Origin of the sequence: Lentibacillus salicampi, from assembly GCF_004565465.1 — a bacterium.
Taxonomy (GTDB): domain Bacteria; phylum Bacillota; class Bacilli; order Bacillales; family Amphibacillaceae; genus Lentibacillus; species Lentibacillus salicampi.
In genome coordinates this window covers 15,724-33,991 of sequence record NZ_SRHY01000016.1, presented here as the reverse complement: position 1 = coordinate 33,991, position 18,268 = coordinate 15,724, and the positions used below count along the sequence as shown (strand labels likewise).

21 protein-coding genes and 1 riboswitch are annotated in these 18,268 nt (G+C 43.9%); of the genes, 15 read left to right on the top strand and 6 right to left on the bottom strand.

All coding sequences use genetic code 11. From position 1 onward, the window contains the following. Nucleotides 1-39: 39 nt before the first annotated feature. Nucleotides 40-1,209, top strand: coding sequence for a glycosyltransferase family 4 protein (locus tag E4U82_RS10690; protein ID WP_135110189.1), 1,170 nt, complete (start codon nucleotides 40-42; stop codon nucleotides 1,207-1,209). Nucleotides 1,210-1,242: 33 nt separating this feature from the next. Next, on the top strand, nucleotides 1,243-1,695 hold the full coding sequence (locus E4U82_RS10685) for a GtrA family protein (protein WP_135110188.1): 453 nt from the start codon (nucleotides 1,243-1,245) through the stop codon (nucleotides 1,693-1,695). Nucleotides 1,696-1,811: 116 nt separating this feature from the next. On the opposite strand, the gene E4U82_RS10680 is transcribed toward E4U82_RS10685, so the two are convergent. Then, nucleotides 1,812-2,342: a hypothetical protein gene (locus E4U82_RS10680; protein WP_135110187.1), complete on the bottom strand. Its 531-nt coding sequence runs from the start codon at nucleotides 2,340-2,342 to the stop codon at nucleotides 1,812-1,814. Between the two features lie 354 nt (nucleotides 2,343-2,696). Between E4U82_RS10680 and E4U82_RS10675 the strand changes: the two genes are divergently transcribed. Continuing rightward, entirely contained in the window at nucleotides 2,697-3,635 is a 939-nt protein-coding gene (locus tag E4U82_RS10675) for a cation diffusion facilitator family transporter (RefSeq protein ID WP_135110186.1), read from the top strand. A 25-nt stretch (nucleotides 3,636-3,660) separates the two neighbouring features. Here the strand turns inward: E4U82_RS10675 and E4U82_RS10670 are convergent, their stop codons facing one another. Together E4U82_RS10670 and E4U82_RS10665 are read right to left on the bottom strand one after the other, a co-directional pair. Further along, a complete protein-coding gene (locus tag E4U82_RS10670; RefSeq protein WP_135110185.1) occupies nucleotides 3,661-3,891 on the bottom strand; it encodes a hypothetical protein in 231 nt (76 codons plus the stop codon). An 81-nt stretch (nucleotides 3,892-3,972) separates the two neighbouring features. Next, nucleotides 3,973-5,091 carry an NAD(P)/FAD-dependent oxidoreductase gene (locus tag E4U82_RS10665; protein WP_135110184.1) on the bottom strand — a complete coding sequence of 373 codons (1,119 nt, stop codon included), beginning with the start codon at nucleotides 5,089-5,091 and terminating at the stop codon, nucleotides 3,973-3,975. A 94-nt stretch (nucleotides 5,092-5,185) separates the two neighbouring features. Between E4U82_RS10665 and E4U82_RS10660 the strand changes: the two genes are divergently transcribed. The 3 genes from E4U82_RS10660 (at nucleotide 5,186) to E4U82_RS10650 (ending at nucleotide 7,339) form a co-directional block, all read left to right on the top strand. Then, entirely contained in the window at nucleotides 5,186-5,698 is a 513-nt protein-coding gene (locus E4U82_RS10660; RefSeq protein WP_135110183.1) for a hypothetical protein, read from the top strand. A gap of 75 nt (nucleotides 5,699-5,773) precedes the next feature. Then, the gene (locus tag E4U82_RS10655) at nucleotides 5,774-6,334 is read left to right on the top strand and encodes a hypothetical protein (protein WP_135110182.1); all 561 of its coding nucleotides are present in this window, start codon (nucleotides 5,774-5,776) and stop codon (nucleotides 6,332-6,334) included. 72 nt (nucleotides 6,335-6,406) lie between these two features. Beyond that, nucleotides 6,407-7,339 (top strand): manganese-dependent inorganic pyrophosphatase, encoded by a 933-nt coding sequence (locus E4U82_RS10650; protein ID WP_135110181.1) that lies wholly within the window; start codon nucleotides 6,407-6,409, stop codon nucleotides 7,337-7,339. A gap of 257 nt (nucleotides 7,340-7,596) precedes the next feature. Here the strand turns inward: E4U82_RS10650 and E4U82_RS10645 are convergent, their stop codons facing one another. The 3 genes from E4U82_RS10645 to menC all read right to left on the bottom strand — a co-directional run bounded on the left by E4U82_RS10645 (nucleotide 7,597) and on the right by menC (nucleotide 10,090). Beyond that, nucleotides 7,597-8,106: a hypothetical protein gene (locus tag E4U82_RS10645; RefSeq protein WP_135110180.1), complete on the bottom strand. Its 510-nt coding sequence runs from the start codon at nucleotides 8,104-8,106 to the stop codon at nucleotides 7,597-7,599. A gap of 86 nt (nucleotides 8,107-8,192) precedes the next feature. Then, on the bottom strand, nucleotides 8,193-8,705 hold the full coding sequence (locus tag E4U82_RS10640; protein ID WP_135110179.1) for a hypothetical protein: 513 nt from the start codon (nucleotides 8,703-8,705) through the stop codon (nucleotides 8,193-8,195). Between the two features lie 269 nt (nucleotides 8,706-8,974). Continuing rightward, nucleotides 8,975-10,090, bottom strand: a complete 1,116-nt coding sequence (menC, locus tag E4U82_RS10635; RefSeq protein ID WP_135110178.1) for an o-succinylbenzoate synthase — start codon at nucleotides 10,088-10,090, stop codon at nucleotides 8,975-8,977. Between the two features lie 181 nt (nucleotides 10,091-10,271). After that, nucleotides 10,272-10,383, top strand: a riboswitch (TPP riboswitch). A 111-nt stretch (nucleotides 10,384-10,494) separates the two neighbouring features. Here menC and E4U82_RS10630 point away from each other — a divergent pair. The 9 genes from E4U82_RS10630 (at nucleotide 10,495) to E4U82_RS10590 (ending at nucleotide 18,111) form a co-directional block, all read left to right on the top strand. Next, nucleotides 10,495-11,493: an ABC transporter substrate-binding protein gene (locus tag E4U82_RS10630; protein WP_135110177.1), complete on the top strand. Its 999-nt coding sequence runs from the start codon at nucleotides 10,495-10,497 to the stop codon at nucleotides 11,491-11,493. A gap of 81 nt (nucleotides 11,494-11,574) precedes the next feature. After that, on the top strand, nucleotides 11,575-11,868 hold the full coding sequence (locus tag E4U82_RS10625; RefSeq protein WP_135110176.1) for a thiamine-binding protein: 294 nt from the start codon (nucleotides 11,575-11,577) through the stop codon (nucleotides 11,866-11,868). Beyond that, a complete protein-coding gene (locus E4U82_RS10620; protein WP_135110175.1) occupies nucleotides 11,865-12,626 on the top strand; it encodes an ABC transporter permease in 762 nt (253 codons plus the stop codon). The genes E4U82_RS10625 and E4U82_RS10620 overlap by 4 nt, the downstream gene beginning before the upstream one ends. Before the next feature lie 3 nt (nucleotides 12,627-12,629). After that, a complete protein-coding gene (locus E4U82_RS10615) occupies nucleotides 12,630-13,379 on the top strand; it encodes an ABC transporter ATP-binding protein (RefSeq protein ID WP_135110174.1) in 750 nt (249 codons plus the stop codon). Then, nucleotides 13,360-14,136: a TatD family hydrolase gene (locus E4U82_RS10610; protein WP_135110173.1), complete on the top strand. Its 777-nt coding sequence runs from the start codon at nucleotides 13,360-13,362 to the stop codon at nucleotides 14,134-14,136. Before E4U82_RS10615 ends, E4U82_RS10610 begins: the two co-directional genes overlap by 20 nt. Nucleotides 14,137-14,209: 73 nt before the next feature. Continuing rightward, nucleotides 14,210-14,812 (top strand): Dph6-related ATP pyrophosphatase, encoded by a 603-nt coding sequence (locus E4U82_RS10605; protein ID WP_135110172.1) that lies wholly within the window; start codon nucleotides 14,210-14,212, stop codon nucleotides 14,810-14,812. A 41-nt stretch (nucleotides 14,813-14,853) separates the two neighbouring features. Next, the gene (locus tag E4U82_RS10600) at nucleotides 14,854-15,408 is read left to right on the top strand and encodes an SLOG family protein (protein WP_135110211.1); all 555 of its coding nucleotides are present in this window, start codon (nucleotides 14,854-14,856) and stop codon (nucleotides 15,406-15,408) included. A 250-nt stretch (nucleotides 15,409-15,658) separates the two neighbouring features. Then, complete coding sequence (locus E4U82_RS10595; protein WP_135110171.1) at nucleotides 15,659-16,891, top strand: ISL3 family transposase; 1,233 nt, start codon at nucleotides 15,659-15,661, stop codon at nucleotides 16,889-16,891. Between the two features lie 245 nt (nucleotides 16,892-17,136). After that, nucleotides 17,137-18,111: a nuclease-related domain-containing protein gene (locus tag E4U82_RS10590; protein WP_135110170.1), complete on the top strand. Its 975-nt coding sequence runs from the start codon at nucleotides 17,137-17,139 to the stop codon at nucleotides 18,109-18,111. Nucleotides 18,112-18,268 lie beyond the last annotated feature (157 nt).

Below are 18,268 nucleotides of genomic sequence, written 5' to 3'. Positions count from 1 at the left end.
GAATAAAGTTTCACTTTACGAATTGAGGAAGTGTCGTTATTGAAAATTGCCATCATCACAGAAACGTTCGTACCCTCTACAGATGGCGTTGTGACAAGGCTAAAAGCATGCATACGCTATTTTAAACGAGAGGGTCACGACGTTCGTGTTATCGCACCAGACCTTGGCGTGGATGAATTTGAAGGGGTGAAAATTGAAGGTGTCCCAGCAAGGACGCTTCTGCTTTATCGCTCGAAAAAATTCTCATTGCCAACCAGAAAAGTAAAAAAAATGCTTGAAGCATATGATCCAGACGTTGTTCATGTGGTGAATCCGGCGCTAGTTGGGGCGTCCGGGGTTCGTTATGCAAAGAAACTTGGAATCCCGATGCTTGCTTCCTTTCATACGCAAGTTCCGAAATATGCGGACTACTACAATCTGCCAATGTTCAAGGGCTTTTTATGGTGGTATTTCCGCAAGCTCCACAATCAGGCGGACCTGAATCTTTGTACGTCGGAAGCTGTAAAAGAAGAATTGCTGGAACAGAACTTTCATAATGTCCATGTCTGGAAGCGCGGTGTGGATACGGATTTGTTCCATCCGGATAACTATGATAAAGAAATGCGTGAAAAACTTTCAGACGGGCGGCCAGATAAAAAACTTCTCCTGTTTGTCGGAAGACTCGCTCCGGAAAAAGAGATTGAAAAGATCAAGTCTGTTTTGGATTCATCGGATGAATTTGTCTTGGCTATTGTAGGGGACGGTCCACACCGTCAGTCCCTTGAAAAGCATTTTAAAGGAACCAATACCGTATTTACCGGATTTATGCATGGGGAGGAACTTGCCCGAGCGTATGCATCTTCGGACGTCTTTGTGTTCCCGTCAACATCCGAAACACTCGGTCTTGTCATTACCGAAGCGATGGCATCAGGTCTGCCGCTTGTTGCTGCCAAAAGCGGCCCGACATGTGAACAGATTGAAGATAACCGCACCGGCCTGCTTTATGACAAGGATAAGCAGGGTGATTTTACACAAACCGTTTTGCGTTTCGCGGATGAAACATTAAGAAAACGGCTGGCAAAAGATGCCCGGAACGACATTGCGGAAATGGGATGGGATACCCAATCAAAGCAGGTGCTTGACTTTTATAAGGAAATCGTCAGTATAGCAGGAAAGAAGTTAAAGCATAATAACATCAATTCATCGAATCTGGAAGCAGAAAACAAATAGGCTTTAGAAGACAGGGAAAACAAGAGGAGTTTCATGGCACACCAAAAACCAAAACGCGGTCCCCTGCAATTTGTGCAATTTGGTGTGATTGGATTTGCCAATGCAGCAATTGACATCGGGACGCTCAACCTGTTATTGATTTTATTTAATACAGATGGCAGAATGTTACTTTTATTATACAACACGATCGCTTACTCGCTGGCTGTTGTAAACAGCTACTATTGGAATGCCAGTATCACATTTAAACGGTCTGCAAAAGGAAGCAATCGTCAACGTATTCTGTTTATCATTCAGGGACTTGTCAGTCTGGGCGTAAGCAACCTTGTTTTCCTGGGTTTGAATGAGTTGCTGGATTACACAGCCGTTCCAAGCTGGCTACGCTATAATGCAGCAAAAGGGTTGGCCATGTTTTTGTCGTTTCTTGCCAGCTTTTTCATGGTGAAATATTTTGTGTTCAAAGACTTCGGCAAACGATTTATCAAGTGAGACTTCATTCAGCAGGCAGTTTTCCTGCAGAATCAGGAGAACAAAGGCTAAGAACGCCATGACAATCACCAACGCTTTTGTGACCAACGTCCTGTTGCCCCGAACTGAATCGACATTTACGGACAGTTAACTCCCGTATTATGGGGATTACTGCCCGTTACAGGCTGGATCAAGGAAAAGGACTGAGCTGACGGAGGCTCAGTTTTTTGTTGCTTAGAAAACTTTAAAATTTGAAACCTGCGGGTAAGTTTTATACCCGTTCTTGGTGCACTTTTGTCGTATTTTCCGTGTAAAACGGACTTGAGATCGTTTCTCGAAGCACTTTTTGCGCTTTTTCCACGTAAAACGGACACGAGATCGTTTCTCGAAGCACTTTTTGCGCTTTTTCCACGTAAAACGGACACGAGATCGTTTCTCGAAGCACTTTTGTCGTATTTTCCGTGTAAAACGGACTTGAGATCGTTTTCTCGAAGCACTTTTTGCGCTTTTTCCACGTAAAACGGACACGAGATCGTTTCTCGAAGCACTTTTGTCGCTTTTTCCACGTAAAACGGACTTGAGATCGTTTCTCGAAGCACTTTTTGCGCTTTTTCCACGTAAAACGGACTTGAGATCGTTTCTCGAAGCACTTTTTGCGCTTTTTCCACGTAAAACGGACGCGAGACGGTTTCTCGTGCCTTTATAGGGAATCATACATACATGTACCTCTCATGTTGTTTTAATATGAAATAGAAATGGGGCTAGGAGACTGGTGCAAAAATGCTTTTATTAAAATTGGTACATGTAGCCCACCCCTGAAATATACTCCGCGCACCTTCTCTCTTATGTTCCCTCCCGCAGTCTCCGTATATTCCGTCCGCTGAATTAGAACATTTATTAATTTTAGGGTTGTACGTTTTCGTTATGTCACACCTTCTTAGGCTAACTCTTTTGCGTGTATAGAATTCCATCTGCAAAGAATCCTATTAAGTAACTGAATATACGTTTCAGGAGGACTTATAATGGGATTTATTGAACGCGTAAAAAAAGGAAACACCTCGTCCGGTATGGCTGCGCTCGGAAATGCATTCCTAGCGGCGATCAAGGGGACTGCAGCTTTTTTCAGCGGGAGCGGTTCCATGTTTGCAACAACCATGCATTCGTTGGCAGATGCTGTCAATCAGGGGTTTGTGTTTTTTGGCAGTGTTTTGGCCCAAACACCACCGTCGAAACGGTTTCCAACAGGTTTTGGCAGAGTCATTAATATATTTTGCATGGTCGCTGTTGTTATTGTGACGGTCATGGCCTATGAAACGATTAAAGAAGGATGGCATTTGCTTCAGCATCCTTCTGAGTCCGGTAATATTTGGCTGAATGTTGGTGTTCTGGTTGCTGCGCTTTTAACGGATGGTTTTGTTTTAATTAAGGCCATGAATGAGATTACCCAAGAGGCTGATGATAATTCTGATAGTTGGGTTTTAATACGGGCGTTTAAAAGTGCAAACAGGGCGGCACCTGCTACTCGGCTTGTATTTTATGAGGATCTCGTTGCGACAGCTGGTGCGATTTTTGCGCTGCTGGGTGTATTGCTGTCACAGGTATTTGGAATTTTATGGGCGGACGGCATTTTTACGATGCTAATTGGTATATTGATGCTGTTTGTCGCTTTCCGGGTAGGCTATGACAATATGATCGGCCTGATTGGTGTTTCGGCCCCAGCGGAAGTTGAAAAAGAAATTTCCGGTTTGCTGCTGGAGGATAACAAGGTAGTTGATATTTATAAAATTCGTGTCCTTCAGGAAGGCAGGAGTTATCATGTAGAGGGCACTGTGGAACTGACAAAAGGCCTATCGTTATCTGAAGCGGACGACATAAAGTTTGCACTAACGGATAAACTGCTGCGATCCTCTGAAGTGGCTGATGTTGTATTAGGAATCATTGAAGACGGTGAAAAACCATAATCAGGAAGCTGTCATAAAACTGTCTCTACTTGGTGGAGGCAGTTTTAAAATTTGGGTTCATATAAAAGGGAAGAGAATCGGCTATTAGCTGATTCTCTTCTATACTCAGGTATGCGGAATTCAGTTCATAATGGTTCGAAAGAGATGTGTCGCGGTCCACATCATAATCCATTATGACGCTTTGTAAAATGTACCAGCCAAAGATTAATACGGCCAATGTTACAGTAACAACGAGCACGACCGCCTTTTTTCCCATAGAGGATCCCCCCATATTATCCCTGTCAATCCCAGATATAAGAGTAGCAAAACCCTTTTCCGCTGTAAATAATAAATACCGTTATTGATTTTCTATAGCTCCGGCTACATCATAGTCAGCCAACTCAATTTCCAACTCTTTCCCGAGTGTCAGATTGGCCAGCTGGCTACCGACATATGGTCCTGTTGTGAGTCCCGAGGAACCGAGGCCATTTGCGATCAGGAGGCCGTCAAAACCGGGAAGCGGGCCAATAACCGGCAGGTATCCCGGTGTGTGCGGGCGAAAACCAACGCGTGCCTCCAGAACAGTACTATCCGTCAGTCCTGGAGCTATCTCCAGTGCCTTCGATAAAATTTCGTTAAATCCACCGGCAGTCACGCGTCTGTCGAAGCCGGCATCATTTTCATGGGTGGCACCAATAATAATCCGGTCATCGAGTGTCAGCATGAATTGATCGTTAGGCGGCATGACAACAGGCCAGCCGGAAGTGTCTGCTCCGGGTGATTGTAAATGCAAGATTTGCGCTTTTTGCGATGTGCTATTAAACTGAATATTTAAGGGTCTGAGTAATTCATGGATCCAGGCACCGCATGCCGCGATGACCTGATCAGCTTCGATGGTGCTGCCATTCACATGAACACCAGTGATACGGGAACCTTTCCGTATCAGATGGGCGCTCCCCCGGAGGAAGGATGCACCGCGTTTTTGGGCACCGCGAATCAGCGCATCACGTAAGGCACGTCCGTTAACCCGGGCGCCCCCGCTGACATGGACAGATGCATAATCGTCAGCAAGGTGTGGAAATAGGTTCTTCGTCTGTTTGGCATCAAGAAGCGTCACCTCGCCGATTTCCGGAGCATCTTCTCGGCGTTTCAGTGCGCGCTCTTTCATGGCGGTAAGTTTCTGCTTGTCGGTATGAATGCTGATGGTCCCGGTTTGTTTGTAGCCTGTTGCTGTTTCACCATCGTCAGCCAGTTCCCGGATTAAATCATGATAAATGCGCGCACCGCCTTTTGCCAGTTTATACCATGCTTTATTCCGGCGCTGGGACAGCCATGGACAAATAATGCCGGCCGCAGCATCGGTTGCCTGACCGGAGTCATGCCGGTCAATCACAACAACTTCCGCACCGGCTCTGGCCAGTTTGTATGCGGTTGAGGCGCCCAATATGCCTGCGCCGATAACAATAAATTTTTTCATCAAAAAACCCTTTCTGATTATCAACTATAAGAAAAAATCTGCGAGAATGAAAGTCATACATAACCAAAATCGTAACAGGATAGGAGAGAGATGCATGAGTGAGAATCTGATTGCCAAAATTTTGTTCGTAATTGGTGTTGCACAGATGGCAGCAGGATTAATCATCGGACTGATAACGGTAACTGCGGATTATTATATGGTAAGCTGGTCCGTATTGTTTGCCTGGACGGCCGGCGGTTTTGTAAGCGGAATGCTGTTTATCGGGTTTGCCGAAAATATCCGTTTGCTCCATAGCATCAATGAGAAGACCCGGCCATTGGAGCGCAGGCCAAAGCAAGAACAAAAAGTTGAGGAACCACAGATAGAGACCCCGCAAACAGGATGGGTTCTGAGCGAAGACGAAAAGGCAAAGATCCATGAAGCGTATCAGGGGGAGGCGATTGTTGAGATTGTTCCCTCACCTGAAGAGGACTACTTTCTTGTCAGGTTTAAAAGCGGCGATGACTATTATGTAAAGGTTGTTCATGTCGGGGGATTTAGTGTGCAGGAAACAGCGAATGCCGATATAAGACAATCCATCATTCAGTGGTATAATGAAAAAGACTGAGTCATCTATTGTTTAATTACGTAACAAATGTGTAACCTGCCTGTTATACTTTCAAATCGCGTTAGGAGTGTCTTTTTGGCTAAAGGGAAGTTTTTGAAATTGGGATGGTTTGGCTGGACATTCATTAGTGTCATAGCTGTGACTTTAATTGGTTCTGCGCTGTTCTTTTTTAATATATTTGATTTGAATCCAATGTCGTTGTTCAGTGACAGTGATGAGCAGGCGACGGATGCGGATGAACTCCCGGAGGAAACCACTGAAAAACTGGAAGAGGTGCGGGGAACCGTCGGAAAGGAATATCAGGATATCGGGCAGTTCGTCTCGGAAACGCACGATTTTTATAACGAAACAACCGGCTATGGAGGCATTTCTTCACTTGACTGGGACAGGCAGAAAGATGAAGCCAATGCCATTCTAACAACACTGGATGAAAAGCTCCCGGACGTGGATAATGAAGCATTGACAAATGACCTGGAGCAGATTCAAAAATTGGCAAATGCTGTCGTTAAAGAGGAGAACACGGAGGACGTGCGCAACCTGCATCGGATGTTCCATGACCTGGATATCGCACTCAATGACTATCATGCATATGATAAAATTTGGAATGCCACGGAAACATTAGGCACAACAAATTAGTGTTCATTCGACATATATTTATGATAATCTATTAGATGGGATCAAGATAACTCGACTAAAGGAGTAATGGATATGAGCAAAACATTAATTTTTGGACACAAAAGTCCTGATACGGATACGATTTGTTCTGCATTAGTATATGCCGATCTGAAAAATACCCTTGGTGTGGAAGCGCAGCCTGCACGACTGGGTGAAATCAACAAGGAAACACAATTCGTGCTTGATTATTTTGGTGTGGAAGCACCGGCATATATTGAAAACGTGGATGAGGATGTTGACAATGTTGTGTTAGTTGACCACAACGAATTCCAGCAGAGTGTCGATAACATTCATGATGTCCGCATCACTGAGGTGATCGATCATCATAAGGTGTCTAATTTTGAAACGAGGGAACCGCTCTACTTCCGCGCAGAGCCTGTCGGATGTACAGCAACCATTTTAAATCGAATGCACAAAGAGAACGGTGCCATTCTTTCCAGAGAAAACGCCGGATTGCTGCTGTCCGCAATTATTTCTGATACATTGCTGTTGAAATCACCGACATGCACAGCGGCAGACACAGAAGCAGCCCATGAATTAGCGGAGATCGCTGGCGTGAATCTTGAAACGTATGGCCTTGACATGCTGAAGGCCGGTGCTGACTTAAGTGAAAATTCAGCGCTTGATCTGGTGACCATGGATGCCAAAGAATTTACTATGGGCGATAAGAAAGTGCAAATCGCACAGGTCAATGCAGTGGACACAAACCAGATTTATGAATCACAGGCAGCTATTGAAAAAGAAATGGAGCAAATCATCAGCGACAAGGATCTGGCATTGTTCCTGTTCGTTGCGACCGACATTTTGGAAAATGACTCGGATGTGCTCGCATTGGGTAATGCAAAAGACAATGTCGAAAAAGCATTTGATGTTTCATTGGATTCCAGCAACCGTGCACTGTTAAAAGGTGTCGTCTCCCGCAAGAAACAGATTGTGACGAATTTGACGGATGCATTTACGAAATAACGTTATTGGAAAAATCCCTGCACAAACAGCTTAACGGGTTCAGTTTCAGGGGATAAAAATGTTATAACATTGGAGATAACATGCTGATTAGCATTCATTTCAACCATAAATGAACAGTATCAATAACCATTCAAAATGAAAGTTCAAACAACGAACAAAAAAGCTCAGATTCACTCTGAGCTTTTTAAGCATTATAATTCCGTGTTTTATTCCACAATTGCGCCTGTTAGCCCAACAATTAAACTAAAAACGGCATTTTAGCGATTTAGTATATCCTTTAGGGTTTCACCATCATAATAACGGTCAATTTTTAATCCATTCTCAGTATTTACAATAGTCATTTGGCCTTTCATTTTTGCTTTATCTGCCTCATTTCCTTCCGGGTCTGTAAATATCAAAGTAAAAGAATGATTAAAATCGAGCGATTCACTTTCTGATTGGCCCTGTTCATATTTTTCAAATTTAATGTTTTGTACAGAAATTGTATTATTTTGTTTGCTTCCTACCTCTTGTGGTATTAAAAAAAATCTTTTGTTTGCCAGATCCTCAAATTCCTCTTCTGTGAAATAAATTGAAAATTCACTCTGTTTATCAATGAGTTGTTCTGCGTTCATCTTGTTCAAATCAACACTTGAATTTCCAACATTATATAATTCCTTAATAAACTTCTCTCCGATCTCTACAGCATTGTCTTCTTTGTTTTCACAAGCACTAACCAGGAATAAAAGGGAGACGGAACAACATAGTAAAACAAACAACTTTCGCATAAAAACATCCCTTCCCGGAAAACATAGCGGGGTTCTTAGAAGTCCTTGTTCCATAATCAATCGTACTTGTTTATTTTGTTACAAAATTAATAAAATCTATAACCAGGTATGGAGTAGCTTGATGTACTTCTAACATTATTTTTCGGGGTTACATATGAAACGTATCCACCTGTTCCAATAACCGGTGTTGGATCAGTTGCGTATTTACCTATTGGACTCCCTGGAGGTCTGCCTTCCACTACAACAGTGGAACCACAGGCACATTTATACATAGTGCCAAGCGATATTGCAATGTTACCAGTTTCTTGATATTTTACTGTGGCTGTCGATTCTGCATACATTCTATGAATTCCATACAAAGAACATGGAGCAACTTCAGTTGGATTATTTACCCCAGCATGAGCATGTGTTTTGTTCCCGAAATTAGGCGTCAAAAGAAATGCACCGAAGACAAATGAGACAACCACCAGGAATTTAACAATTCTGTTATCTGCTCTTTTCAAAACATTTCCTTCTTTTTTAAAATTAACAGCTATCCAATCATTGGGCACTTTCAGATATTTCAATATAATTATATCTAAATAACTTTTTGATGTCAATATTATAATCTGAGTATTGGACCATTAATAGCGAGTGCCCGTTTTAACACAGTGACTTTTCCGTTACTGCTACACAAAATCGCTGCGTTTAAATGGGTTCCTGCATGAGGCTTTTAAAAGTTAACGACCATAAGGGGAAAAGTTTTTGTCATTTCCTGATTAAAGATATGAAATATGGTGTGATTGGTATCCCTGAATAATGTGTTATTTTATATTTTCTCTCCCAAAATTGACCCCGTTACACACGGCTGCAGGGATTTTTCATGGCTTTATATGTCGAAAACTTCTTCATCTATCGTGAAAGCATCCAACGCCTCATCATCAATTTCAAAGCCAATGCCTGGTTTGTCCGGGACGGTGATGACACCATCGTGAACCGTGACTTCGGGTTGAATGATGTCCTTTTTCCAATACAGCGATGACCCCGCCGTATCCCCGGGCAAGGTGAACTGCGGCAAGGTGGCCAAGGCAATATTATGCGCCCGGCCGATACCCGCTTCAAGCATACCGCCGCACCAGATGTCAATGTTGTTTTCCCGGCTCAGGTCGTGAATCTTTTTTGCTTCTGTGAGACCGCCGACACGGCCGATTTTCACGTTGATGACCTGGCAGCTTTTCAGTTCGATGGCTTTTCGTGCGTCTTCCAGTGAATGAATGCTTTCATCAAGACAGATGGGCGTTTTGATGGCTGCCTGTAATTTGGCATGATCAATGATGTCATCGTGTGCGAGGGGCTGCTCGATCATCATCAGATTGAGCTCATTCAGCTTCTTCAGCTGTTCGATATCCTTGAGCGTGTAGGCTGAATTGGCATCGGCCATTAACGGTATATCGGGAAAATGGTTTCGGATTTCACGCAGTACCTCATAATCCCACCCCGGTTTTATTTTCATTTTAATCCGCTTGTAGCCCTGATTGACGTGGTGGCTGATTTTTTCAAGCAGATCCTCCACGGTCGGCTGGATTCCGATGCTGATGCCGACATCGATTTGCTTTCGGGTGCCGCCAAGTGCTTCGGAAAGCGTGATATTCTCCCGTTTGGCGTAGAGATCCCAGATGGCGCCTTCCAACGCAGCTTTCGCCATATGATTGCGTTTGACTGGCCGGAAAATGTTGCTGACATCATCCGGGTGGTCGATGGCGTTTTCCTTTAGTAATTTAATTAAAACATCTTTCATGATATGATGGTTTGTCTCAACTGTTTCCTCTGTGTACCAGGGTGTCAGGAAGGCGACCGATTCGCCAAACCCGCGATTTCCGCTGTCGTCAATTGCCTCGGTGATGAAGAATTCTTTTTCCTTTATTGTTCCGAAGCTGGTGGTGAATGGATTGTTGAGGGTCATTTTCAGCCGTCTGAGTTTGATGGTTTTGATTGGAATTGTCATGTAAACAGCCTCCCGCAGGTATGTTTGATGGTTGCCAAATACGATATGGAAACGATGATAGCTTTTGTAAAAGTATACCACTTTCGGGTGCTGTTACCCTAATAATCTTGATAATTACCTGCTGAGGATTGAAATTTTTCTGCAATTGTGCCATCATAAAATCATCAAGAAATTGAATGAAAATAAGTTGTAGGGGGACCGGTGTTGCCGGTTGAGACTGCATCCGCTAAGATGCTGACCCTTGGAACCTGATCTGGCTGAAACCAGCGTAGGGACACAACAAACCGTTTATCAACGCTATGTGTGTATTCTTAAACGCTCCGGGAATCGGCCTGGGGCGTTTTTTGCTGTTTTCTGAGGGGTCATATCCCGACAACTGGAAAAAACAGAAGGGGGAAACGGGTATGCGAAATCAGTTAAGAATCCTGTTACTTGCTGCGGTTGTGGCCGGATTGCTCATGGCATGCAGCAAGGATGGCGGGGGAAGTAACAGCACCAGTGAGGAATTGGAGCAGGTATCACTCGTGTTGGATTGGACACCAAATACAAACCATACCGGATTTTATGTAGCACAGGAAAACGGCTACTTTGCGGATGAGGGTCTGAAAGTTGATATCATGATGCCGGGAGAAGCAGGGGCCGATCAGATTGTTGCCTCCGGGAAAGCGGAGTTTGGTATCGGTGCACAGGAAAGCCTGACAGAAGCACGCATCCAGGGTATTCCGATTGTGTCAATTGGATCCATAATTCAGCATAATACATCCGGATTTGCATCACTTCAAGAGGAAAATATCACGTCACCAAAGGATTTTGAAGGAAAAACGTACGGTGGCTGGGGGGCGCCGGTCGAAAAAGCCGTGTTATCTTCGTTGATGAAGCAGGATGATGCAGACGTCGAGAAAGCGAATATTGTTAATATGGGTAATACGGATTTCTTTACTGCGATGCAGCGGGACATTGACTTTGCGTGGATTTACTATGGATGGACTGGTGTTGAGGCTGAGCTTCGCGGTCAGGAACTGAATATGATGTATTTGACGGATTACTCGGAAAAACTGGATTATTATACGCCGATTATAACGGCAAATGAAACCATAATTGCGGACAAGCCGGAAACAGTCAGCAAATTTATGGCGGTTGTGACGAAAGGGTATGAATTTGCCATCAATCATCCTGAAGAAGCAGCTGACATTCTCATTGAAGCTGTCCCGGACCTTGATCCGGAGCTGGTCAGGGCAAGTCAGGAATGGCTGGCGCCAAAATACCAGGGCGATGCCTCACAATGGGGGATCCAGGATCAGGAGATATGGGAGAATTACGCCGACTGGATGTATGAAAATGATTTGCTTGAAGAGGAACTGAAAGCCAAAGATGCATTTACGAATGAATTTTTGCCCGAGTAGCATGATTGGAAACAGCTGTATTCAACGAGGACAAGAAGCGTCCGGAACTGAAATGAACAATAATTAGAGGAGTGAGCATGAATGAGTCAATCACTGGTCAGTATTCAAATCATCCCGAAAACAAGAAACGGTGAAGACGTCATCCCATATGTTGACGCTGCTATAGAAGTTATTGAAAAATCGGGTGTTACCTATGAAGTGAATCCATTGGAAACGACCATGGAAGGAGACCTTTCCGAACTTTTTGACATCATAAAAAAAATGAATGATAGAATGCTGGAACTGGGAAGTGAAAGCATTATTTCACAAGTGAAGATTCTTCATACGGCAAATGGTGCATCGATGGGTAAGCTGACGGAGAAATATCGTTCATGAAACAGCTAATGCAAAAAGGATGGAAACCAGTTCTGGTTCTCGTCCTTTTGATCAGTATCTGGGAGCTTTCGAGCCGTATTTTTCAAGTGCCTTCATGGCTGCTTCCCGCTCCCTCGCTGATTTTCCGGACAGGTGTTGAAGATTGGCTGAACTATCAGCATCATATTCTGTCAACAATACGTTTGACCATGATTGGTTTTTTGATCGGGAGTACGTCAGGGATTGTGACAGCAGTCATGTTACATGTGATCCCGGCGCTCAGGGAAGCGTTGTATTCACTGCTGATTATTTCACAAAATATACCTGTTATTGTTTTGGCGCCGTTGCTTGTCGTATGGTTTGGCTTTGGAATACTTCCGAAAATCATCATCATTGCTCTGGTCTGTTTTTTTCCGATTGCTGTGTCATCGCTTGAAGGGTTCAGGCAGACAGATCGTGATTTGCTGCATTACATGAAGATGGCTGGCGCCGGAAAACAGCAGGTGTTCTGGAAACTCGAATGGCCGAGTGCGTTGCCATACGTTTTTTCAGGTTTGAAGATTTCGGCCACCTATAGTGTCATGGGGGCTGTCATATCTGAATGGCTTGGGGCTGATCAGGGAATTGGTGTTTACATGACGATGGCATCGTCTTCTTTCAGGACAGATCGGGTATTTGTTTCCATTCTATTCGTTATCGTTTTAAGCATGTTGTTTTTCTCTTTCATTATGCTGGCGGAGAAAAAGATGATCAGATGGAAACCGGAAAGGGAGGAATGACGTATGGGGGAGCTCAGCATTGAGCACTTATTCAAAGCATATGGAAATCATCCGGTATTGGCGGATATGCATTTCACGGTAAATGAAGGGGAATTCGTTTCCATACTGGGGCCTTCCGGAAGCGGGAAAAGTACATTGTTTCATCTGATTGGTGGTATCCTTGAGCCTGATGCCGGTGATATTTGGCTGGATGGTGAAAAAATAAACGGCAAACGCGGGTCAATTAGTTATACACCGCAAACGCCGTCGCTGTTGCCCTGGCGGAGTATTTTAAAGAATGTCATGCTCGGAGGTGAAATACAAGGCAATATTGATAAGAATGAGGCAATAGAATTGATTGAATATGCCGGTCTGTCAGGTTATGAAAATGCTTATCCGTTTGAATTGTCTGGCGGTATGAAGCAGCGGGCGGCCTTTATCAGGAGTCTTTTAAGCCCGCAGCCGCTGATTTGTCTTGACGAACCTTTTTCGGCGCTGGATGAGTTTACCCGATTGGAAATGCAGAAATGGCTGTTATCCATTTGGCAGGAACATCACCGATCCATTTTATTTGTGACACATAATATTGAAGAAGCTATTTTTCTATCTGACCGGATTATCGTATTATCCCAGACACCGGCGTACGTAAAAGAAATATTCACGATTCCGTTCAGTCGTCCGCGTGATGAAGATTTACTTCTGACAGAGGAATTCCTCGCATGGAAAAAAACGATCTACCGGGGGCTTGGTAACGATGTGCAGAAAAATTATTGATGCACACATTCATCTTGATATGTATGAACCAGTTGAGTGTGTCCGCATTCTCGACGACATGGAAGCGAGCAATGTGGATGCGGTGATTTCTGTTTCTAATCATTTGGCATCGGCCCGGGAAACGATTCAACTGGCGCATGATAATTATCGCGTGAAACCGGCGATTGGCTTCCATCCGGAACAGCCGATTGCGTCCGATGAAGAAGTAGGCGATTTGCTGTCGATGATTGATTGTCACAAGGAAGATATTGTGGCTGTTGGTGAAGTCGGACTTCCTTTTTATTTGCGCCGTGAAGGAAAAGTATCAACACGGGAGGCTTATAGGGAGACTTTGGAAGTTTTTATTCAAAAGGCTGCCGAATTGGATAAGCCGATTGCGCTGCATGCTATTTATGACGATGCGCCTGTTGTGTGTGATTTGCTGGAAAAGTACTCAGCGGCCAAGGCACATTTCCATTGGTTTAAAGGGGATAAGCTGACGGCTGAGCGGATGGTGGCGAACGGTTATTTCATCTCCGTGACACCGGATATTTTATACGAGAAGGAAACGCGGGATTTGGCGAAAGAATATCCGCTTGGAAAAATGATGGTGGAAACAGACGGACCGTGGCCATTTGGCGGTATTTTTTCAGAGGAAATGACGCATCCTCATATGATTCACCGGTCCGTCTATGAAGTGTCAGCATTAAAACGGACGTCCGCTGATGAAGTGTATAAGCGATTATATGATAATACGTGCCGATTTTATGAATTGTGATTGTTGTTTGGAGACAGGTGGTGTTACGATGAAAATGTCCTTTACATACAGATTTCACAAGGAGCGGTACTTAATGATCAAAAAAGTGGCTTTGTCATTCAGCGGCGGTAAGGACAGTTGCCTGGCGCTGTATTATTTGCAAAAGCAGGATGTGCAGGTGGCGTGTATGCTGACAACCGCTTGGAAAGGGAATCAGAAAACGGTTGCCCATGATGAAAAGCGTGAGCGTATTGTGCGACAGGCGGATCGGTTGGAGATTCCGGTTCATTTCATTAAAACTGATTTTAGTACTTATTCTGAGGACTTTGTTTATCGTATCAAAGACATGAAGCGACGCTATGGCATTGATGGGATGGCGTTTGGCGATATTTATCTGGAAGGGCACCGCGAGTGGGGCGAACAGGTGGCTGCAGAAGCGGGCGTTGAGGCTGTCTATCCGTTATGGTCGGATGAGAAGGAAGTTTTGGGTTTATTGCGTGAATTTGTGGCCTTGGGCTTTCAGGCGGAAGTGGTCAAGGTTGATGCAGAAAAACTGCCGGAAAGCTGGGTGGGAAGGCATGTTGATGACACATTTGTGGCCGATATTTTGACGTATAGGGACGTCTGTCCAATGGGCGAATCCGGTGAATATCATACGTATGTCGTCGACGGGCCGATTTTTCGGAGACGGCCTTGAAGGGTGAGCCGGACTATTGAAAGAGGAAGGCGGTGAGCACCATGAAAGTAATGGCCGTAACAGGGTACAAACCAATGGAGATCAATCTATTTAAACCGGATGACGAGCGAATCAATATTGTTAAAGCGGCGATCGAAAAACGACTGATCAGTTTTATTGAAGACGGCCTAGAATGGGTGCTTATATCCGGCAAGATGGGTGTTGAACTTTGGGCTGGCGAAGTGGTACTCAAGCTGCGGGAACAATACGGGCTTAAACTGGCTGTCATCCCACCGTTTGAAAGTCAGGAGGAGCGCTGGCCGGAGCCAATTCAGCAGATTTATCAGAAGCTAGCGGCTGCTGCTGATTTTTACAGACCGCTCTATAAAGGCGGCTACAGCGGCCCCTATCAGTATCAGGCCAACAACAAATGGCTGATTGACAAAAGTGGCGGCTGTTTGATGCTGCTGGACGAGGAGTTTCCCGGCAGCAATCGTTATTTTTACGACGAAGCGAAGGAGGCGACTAGTGCTTATCCGATTGATGTGATTACGCCCGCGGATCTCGAGGATATGGCGGAAGAAATGCGGATGATGGATCCGGATTATTGGGAGTGAGGCTGACTGAAATCCGGATTTGGCTCAAGTCGTCACAGAATCGGCCCAAATCCAAGAGGAATCGGCCCAAGTTGTCACAATTCCGGCCCAAGTTTAGGAGAAATTGGCCCAAACTGTCACAATTTATATAAAAATATGTGTGTCCTGCAGGATTTTATGCCTCTTCGCTGTTTAGTATTTAGTCTAAGGTCTCATATAGCTGTCAATACTAGGTAAAAACCTATTACAATACTTGGGAGCTGACTGCTATATGAAAAATCTCCAGGAAAAATATAACGTCTTTGAAGCTGCTTTAGAAATACCGGAGCCATGGTATGTTTTCCACCACGAGTTGGCCAAAGAAGAAAATACACTTCACATTTATCTTGAATACAGAAGTGGTGCTGAATTTTCATGTCCTAATTGCGGGGCATCAGGATGTAAGGTGCATGATATTCAGGACCAGGATCGTACATGGCGGCACCTTGATTTTTGGCAGTATCAAACATTACTCCATGCCAGAATGCCACGTGTTAAATGTGAATCCTGCGGTAAAATACGTACCGTCAAGGTTGATTGGGCACGCCCGAAAGCTGGCTTTTCTTTACTTTTTGAATATCATGTGTTGTCACTAATGGCTGAAATGCCAGTTGCCGCAGTTGCTCGTAAAGTGGGTGAACATGATACCCGTCTTTGGCGCGTCTTTAAACACTACGTTAATAAAGCAGTCGAAAAAATTGATGTATTTAACTTAAAAGGTGTCGCCATGGATGAAACTTCACGTACAAAAGGTCATCAGTACGTGACATTATTTGTTGACACTGAAACCAAACAAGTCATTTTTGTCACAACCGGGAAAGGAGCAGATGTGCTGCAGGAGTTCTGCCAATTCCTTGATCATAAGGGCGTTTCGCGTTCTCAAATCAAAGATTTCTGTTGTGATATGTCTCCATCATTTATTTCAGGTATTGAAGAAAACTTCCCGGAAGCTTCGATTACATTTGATAAGTTTCATGTCATGAAAATGGTCAACGAAGCATTAGACAAGGTGCGAAGGGAAGAACAGGCCACCCAGCCTAAACTAAAGAATTCACGATATATATGGCTTAAAAACCAGGAAAACCTTACCGAAAAACAAAAGACAAAATACGCTAAATTAAAGGACATGGATTTAGCGACAGGTCGCGCATACCGTATGAAATTGTCACTGCAGAATATGTTTACCAGATCCCCCATCATTTCTGAAATGTACTTTGAAGAATGGTATAGCTGGGCAATACGATCACAACTGGAACCGATGATTAAGTTGGCACAGTCGCTAAAAAAGCATAAAGACGGCATTTTAAGATGGTTTGAAACAAAAATGACCAATGGGCTGCTTGAGGGCGTCAATAGTTTGGTTCAAGCCGCCAAAAGAAAAGCACGTGGATATCGTTCACCGGAAAACTTTATTGCAATGATTTATGCAACAGTGAATAAGCTGGACTTAATCATGGAGTCATAAGCCTGTTGTACAGTCACAAAAAAAAGAATGAGTAACAGTCTGGAGCCATGCATCGCTCGCATCTGAACCCATTCCCTTGTCCGGTTTTTGGTTTTGACTCAACGTACCAACCATAATTACCGGTAAATGATAGAAACAGCTGGGCTCTAGTAAATTTTCTTTTCAACACTAAATAGCGAAGAGCCAACTTTATGATGTTTTGTCGAATATATCATTTACAATAAAATAAGAAAGGACGTGCTTCATTGTTCATAAAACCTCTTGCTGTCCCCAAGCATATCCTTCAGGCACAGGCACTTGACAGAAGAACTCCGGCGAACCACTTCTTTAAGGGAAAAATCAACAGCAGGGCAACGAATTTATCCTCAGGTTATAAGGGCGAAGAATCCATGAATTTTCACCTCCAATTTCTCCCGGAAGACGATTTCCTTATTTTCCATTATGTAAGACTCCCTGACCTATATGGACATTTTCAGATTGACTTCCTTCTGTTATCACGTTATTACCACCTTATTATGGAAGTGAAGAATGTTTACGAAAATATGAACTTTGATGGGATGGGACAAGCCTTCCGCATTCAAAAAGATGACGTACAAATGTTCACCAATCCTGTGGAACAGGTCATTCTCCAGCATAGAAGGCTTCTGGACTGGCTGCGCAAAAATCATTTTCCGCCTGCCCCCATTGAAAAAATCGTTGTCTACAGCCGTGATGATACCTACCTCCGAAATCTCACCAACGATAAGATCATATCAGATATTGTGATGCACCGGGATAAAGTACTTTCGAAAATTGAGTCATTTAACAGGAAATACCGGAAAATCTGTGTCACTGACAAACAGTTGACAGAGATGGCCTATCTTCTTCTTGATCAACATGTACCTGAAGAAGATGGCGGGAAGAAAAAGTTTAATATGACATATGATGATCTGGTGAAGGGTGTTATTTGTCCAGCGTGCAGCTTCGTTCCAATGTTTTGGAAAAGTGGGAAGTGGCAATGTGTGTCATGCGGCTGCGTGTCAAAAACTGCCCACCGGCCGGCTTTAGCGGATTATGCTCTTCTGGTTGGGGGTCTTATTAATAACCGGCAGGCGCGTGATTTCTTGCGGGTGGAATCAAACAGTATCATGAAAAAATTACTGCAATATGAGCGTTTTTCCAAAATAGGAAAAGGGAGCGGGATGCGATACAAACTTGATTTTGATCGATTATTGGATTGAATCTCGGATGGCCAAAACTATATTGGCTCAAGTTGTCACAAAATCGGCCCAAATTTAGGAGAAATCGGCCCAAGTTGTCACAATTCCGGCCCAAGTTTATAATGATTCGGCCCAAGTTGTCACAATTGGCAGCATCTGCAAAGAAAGCCATTTTGTT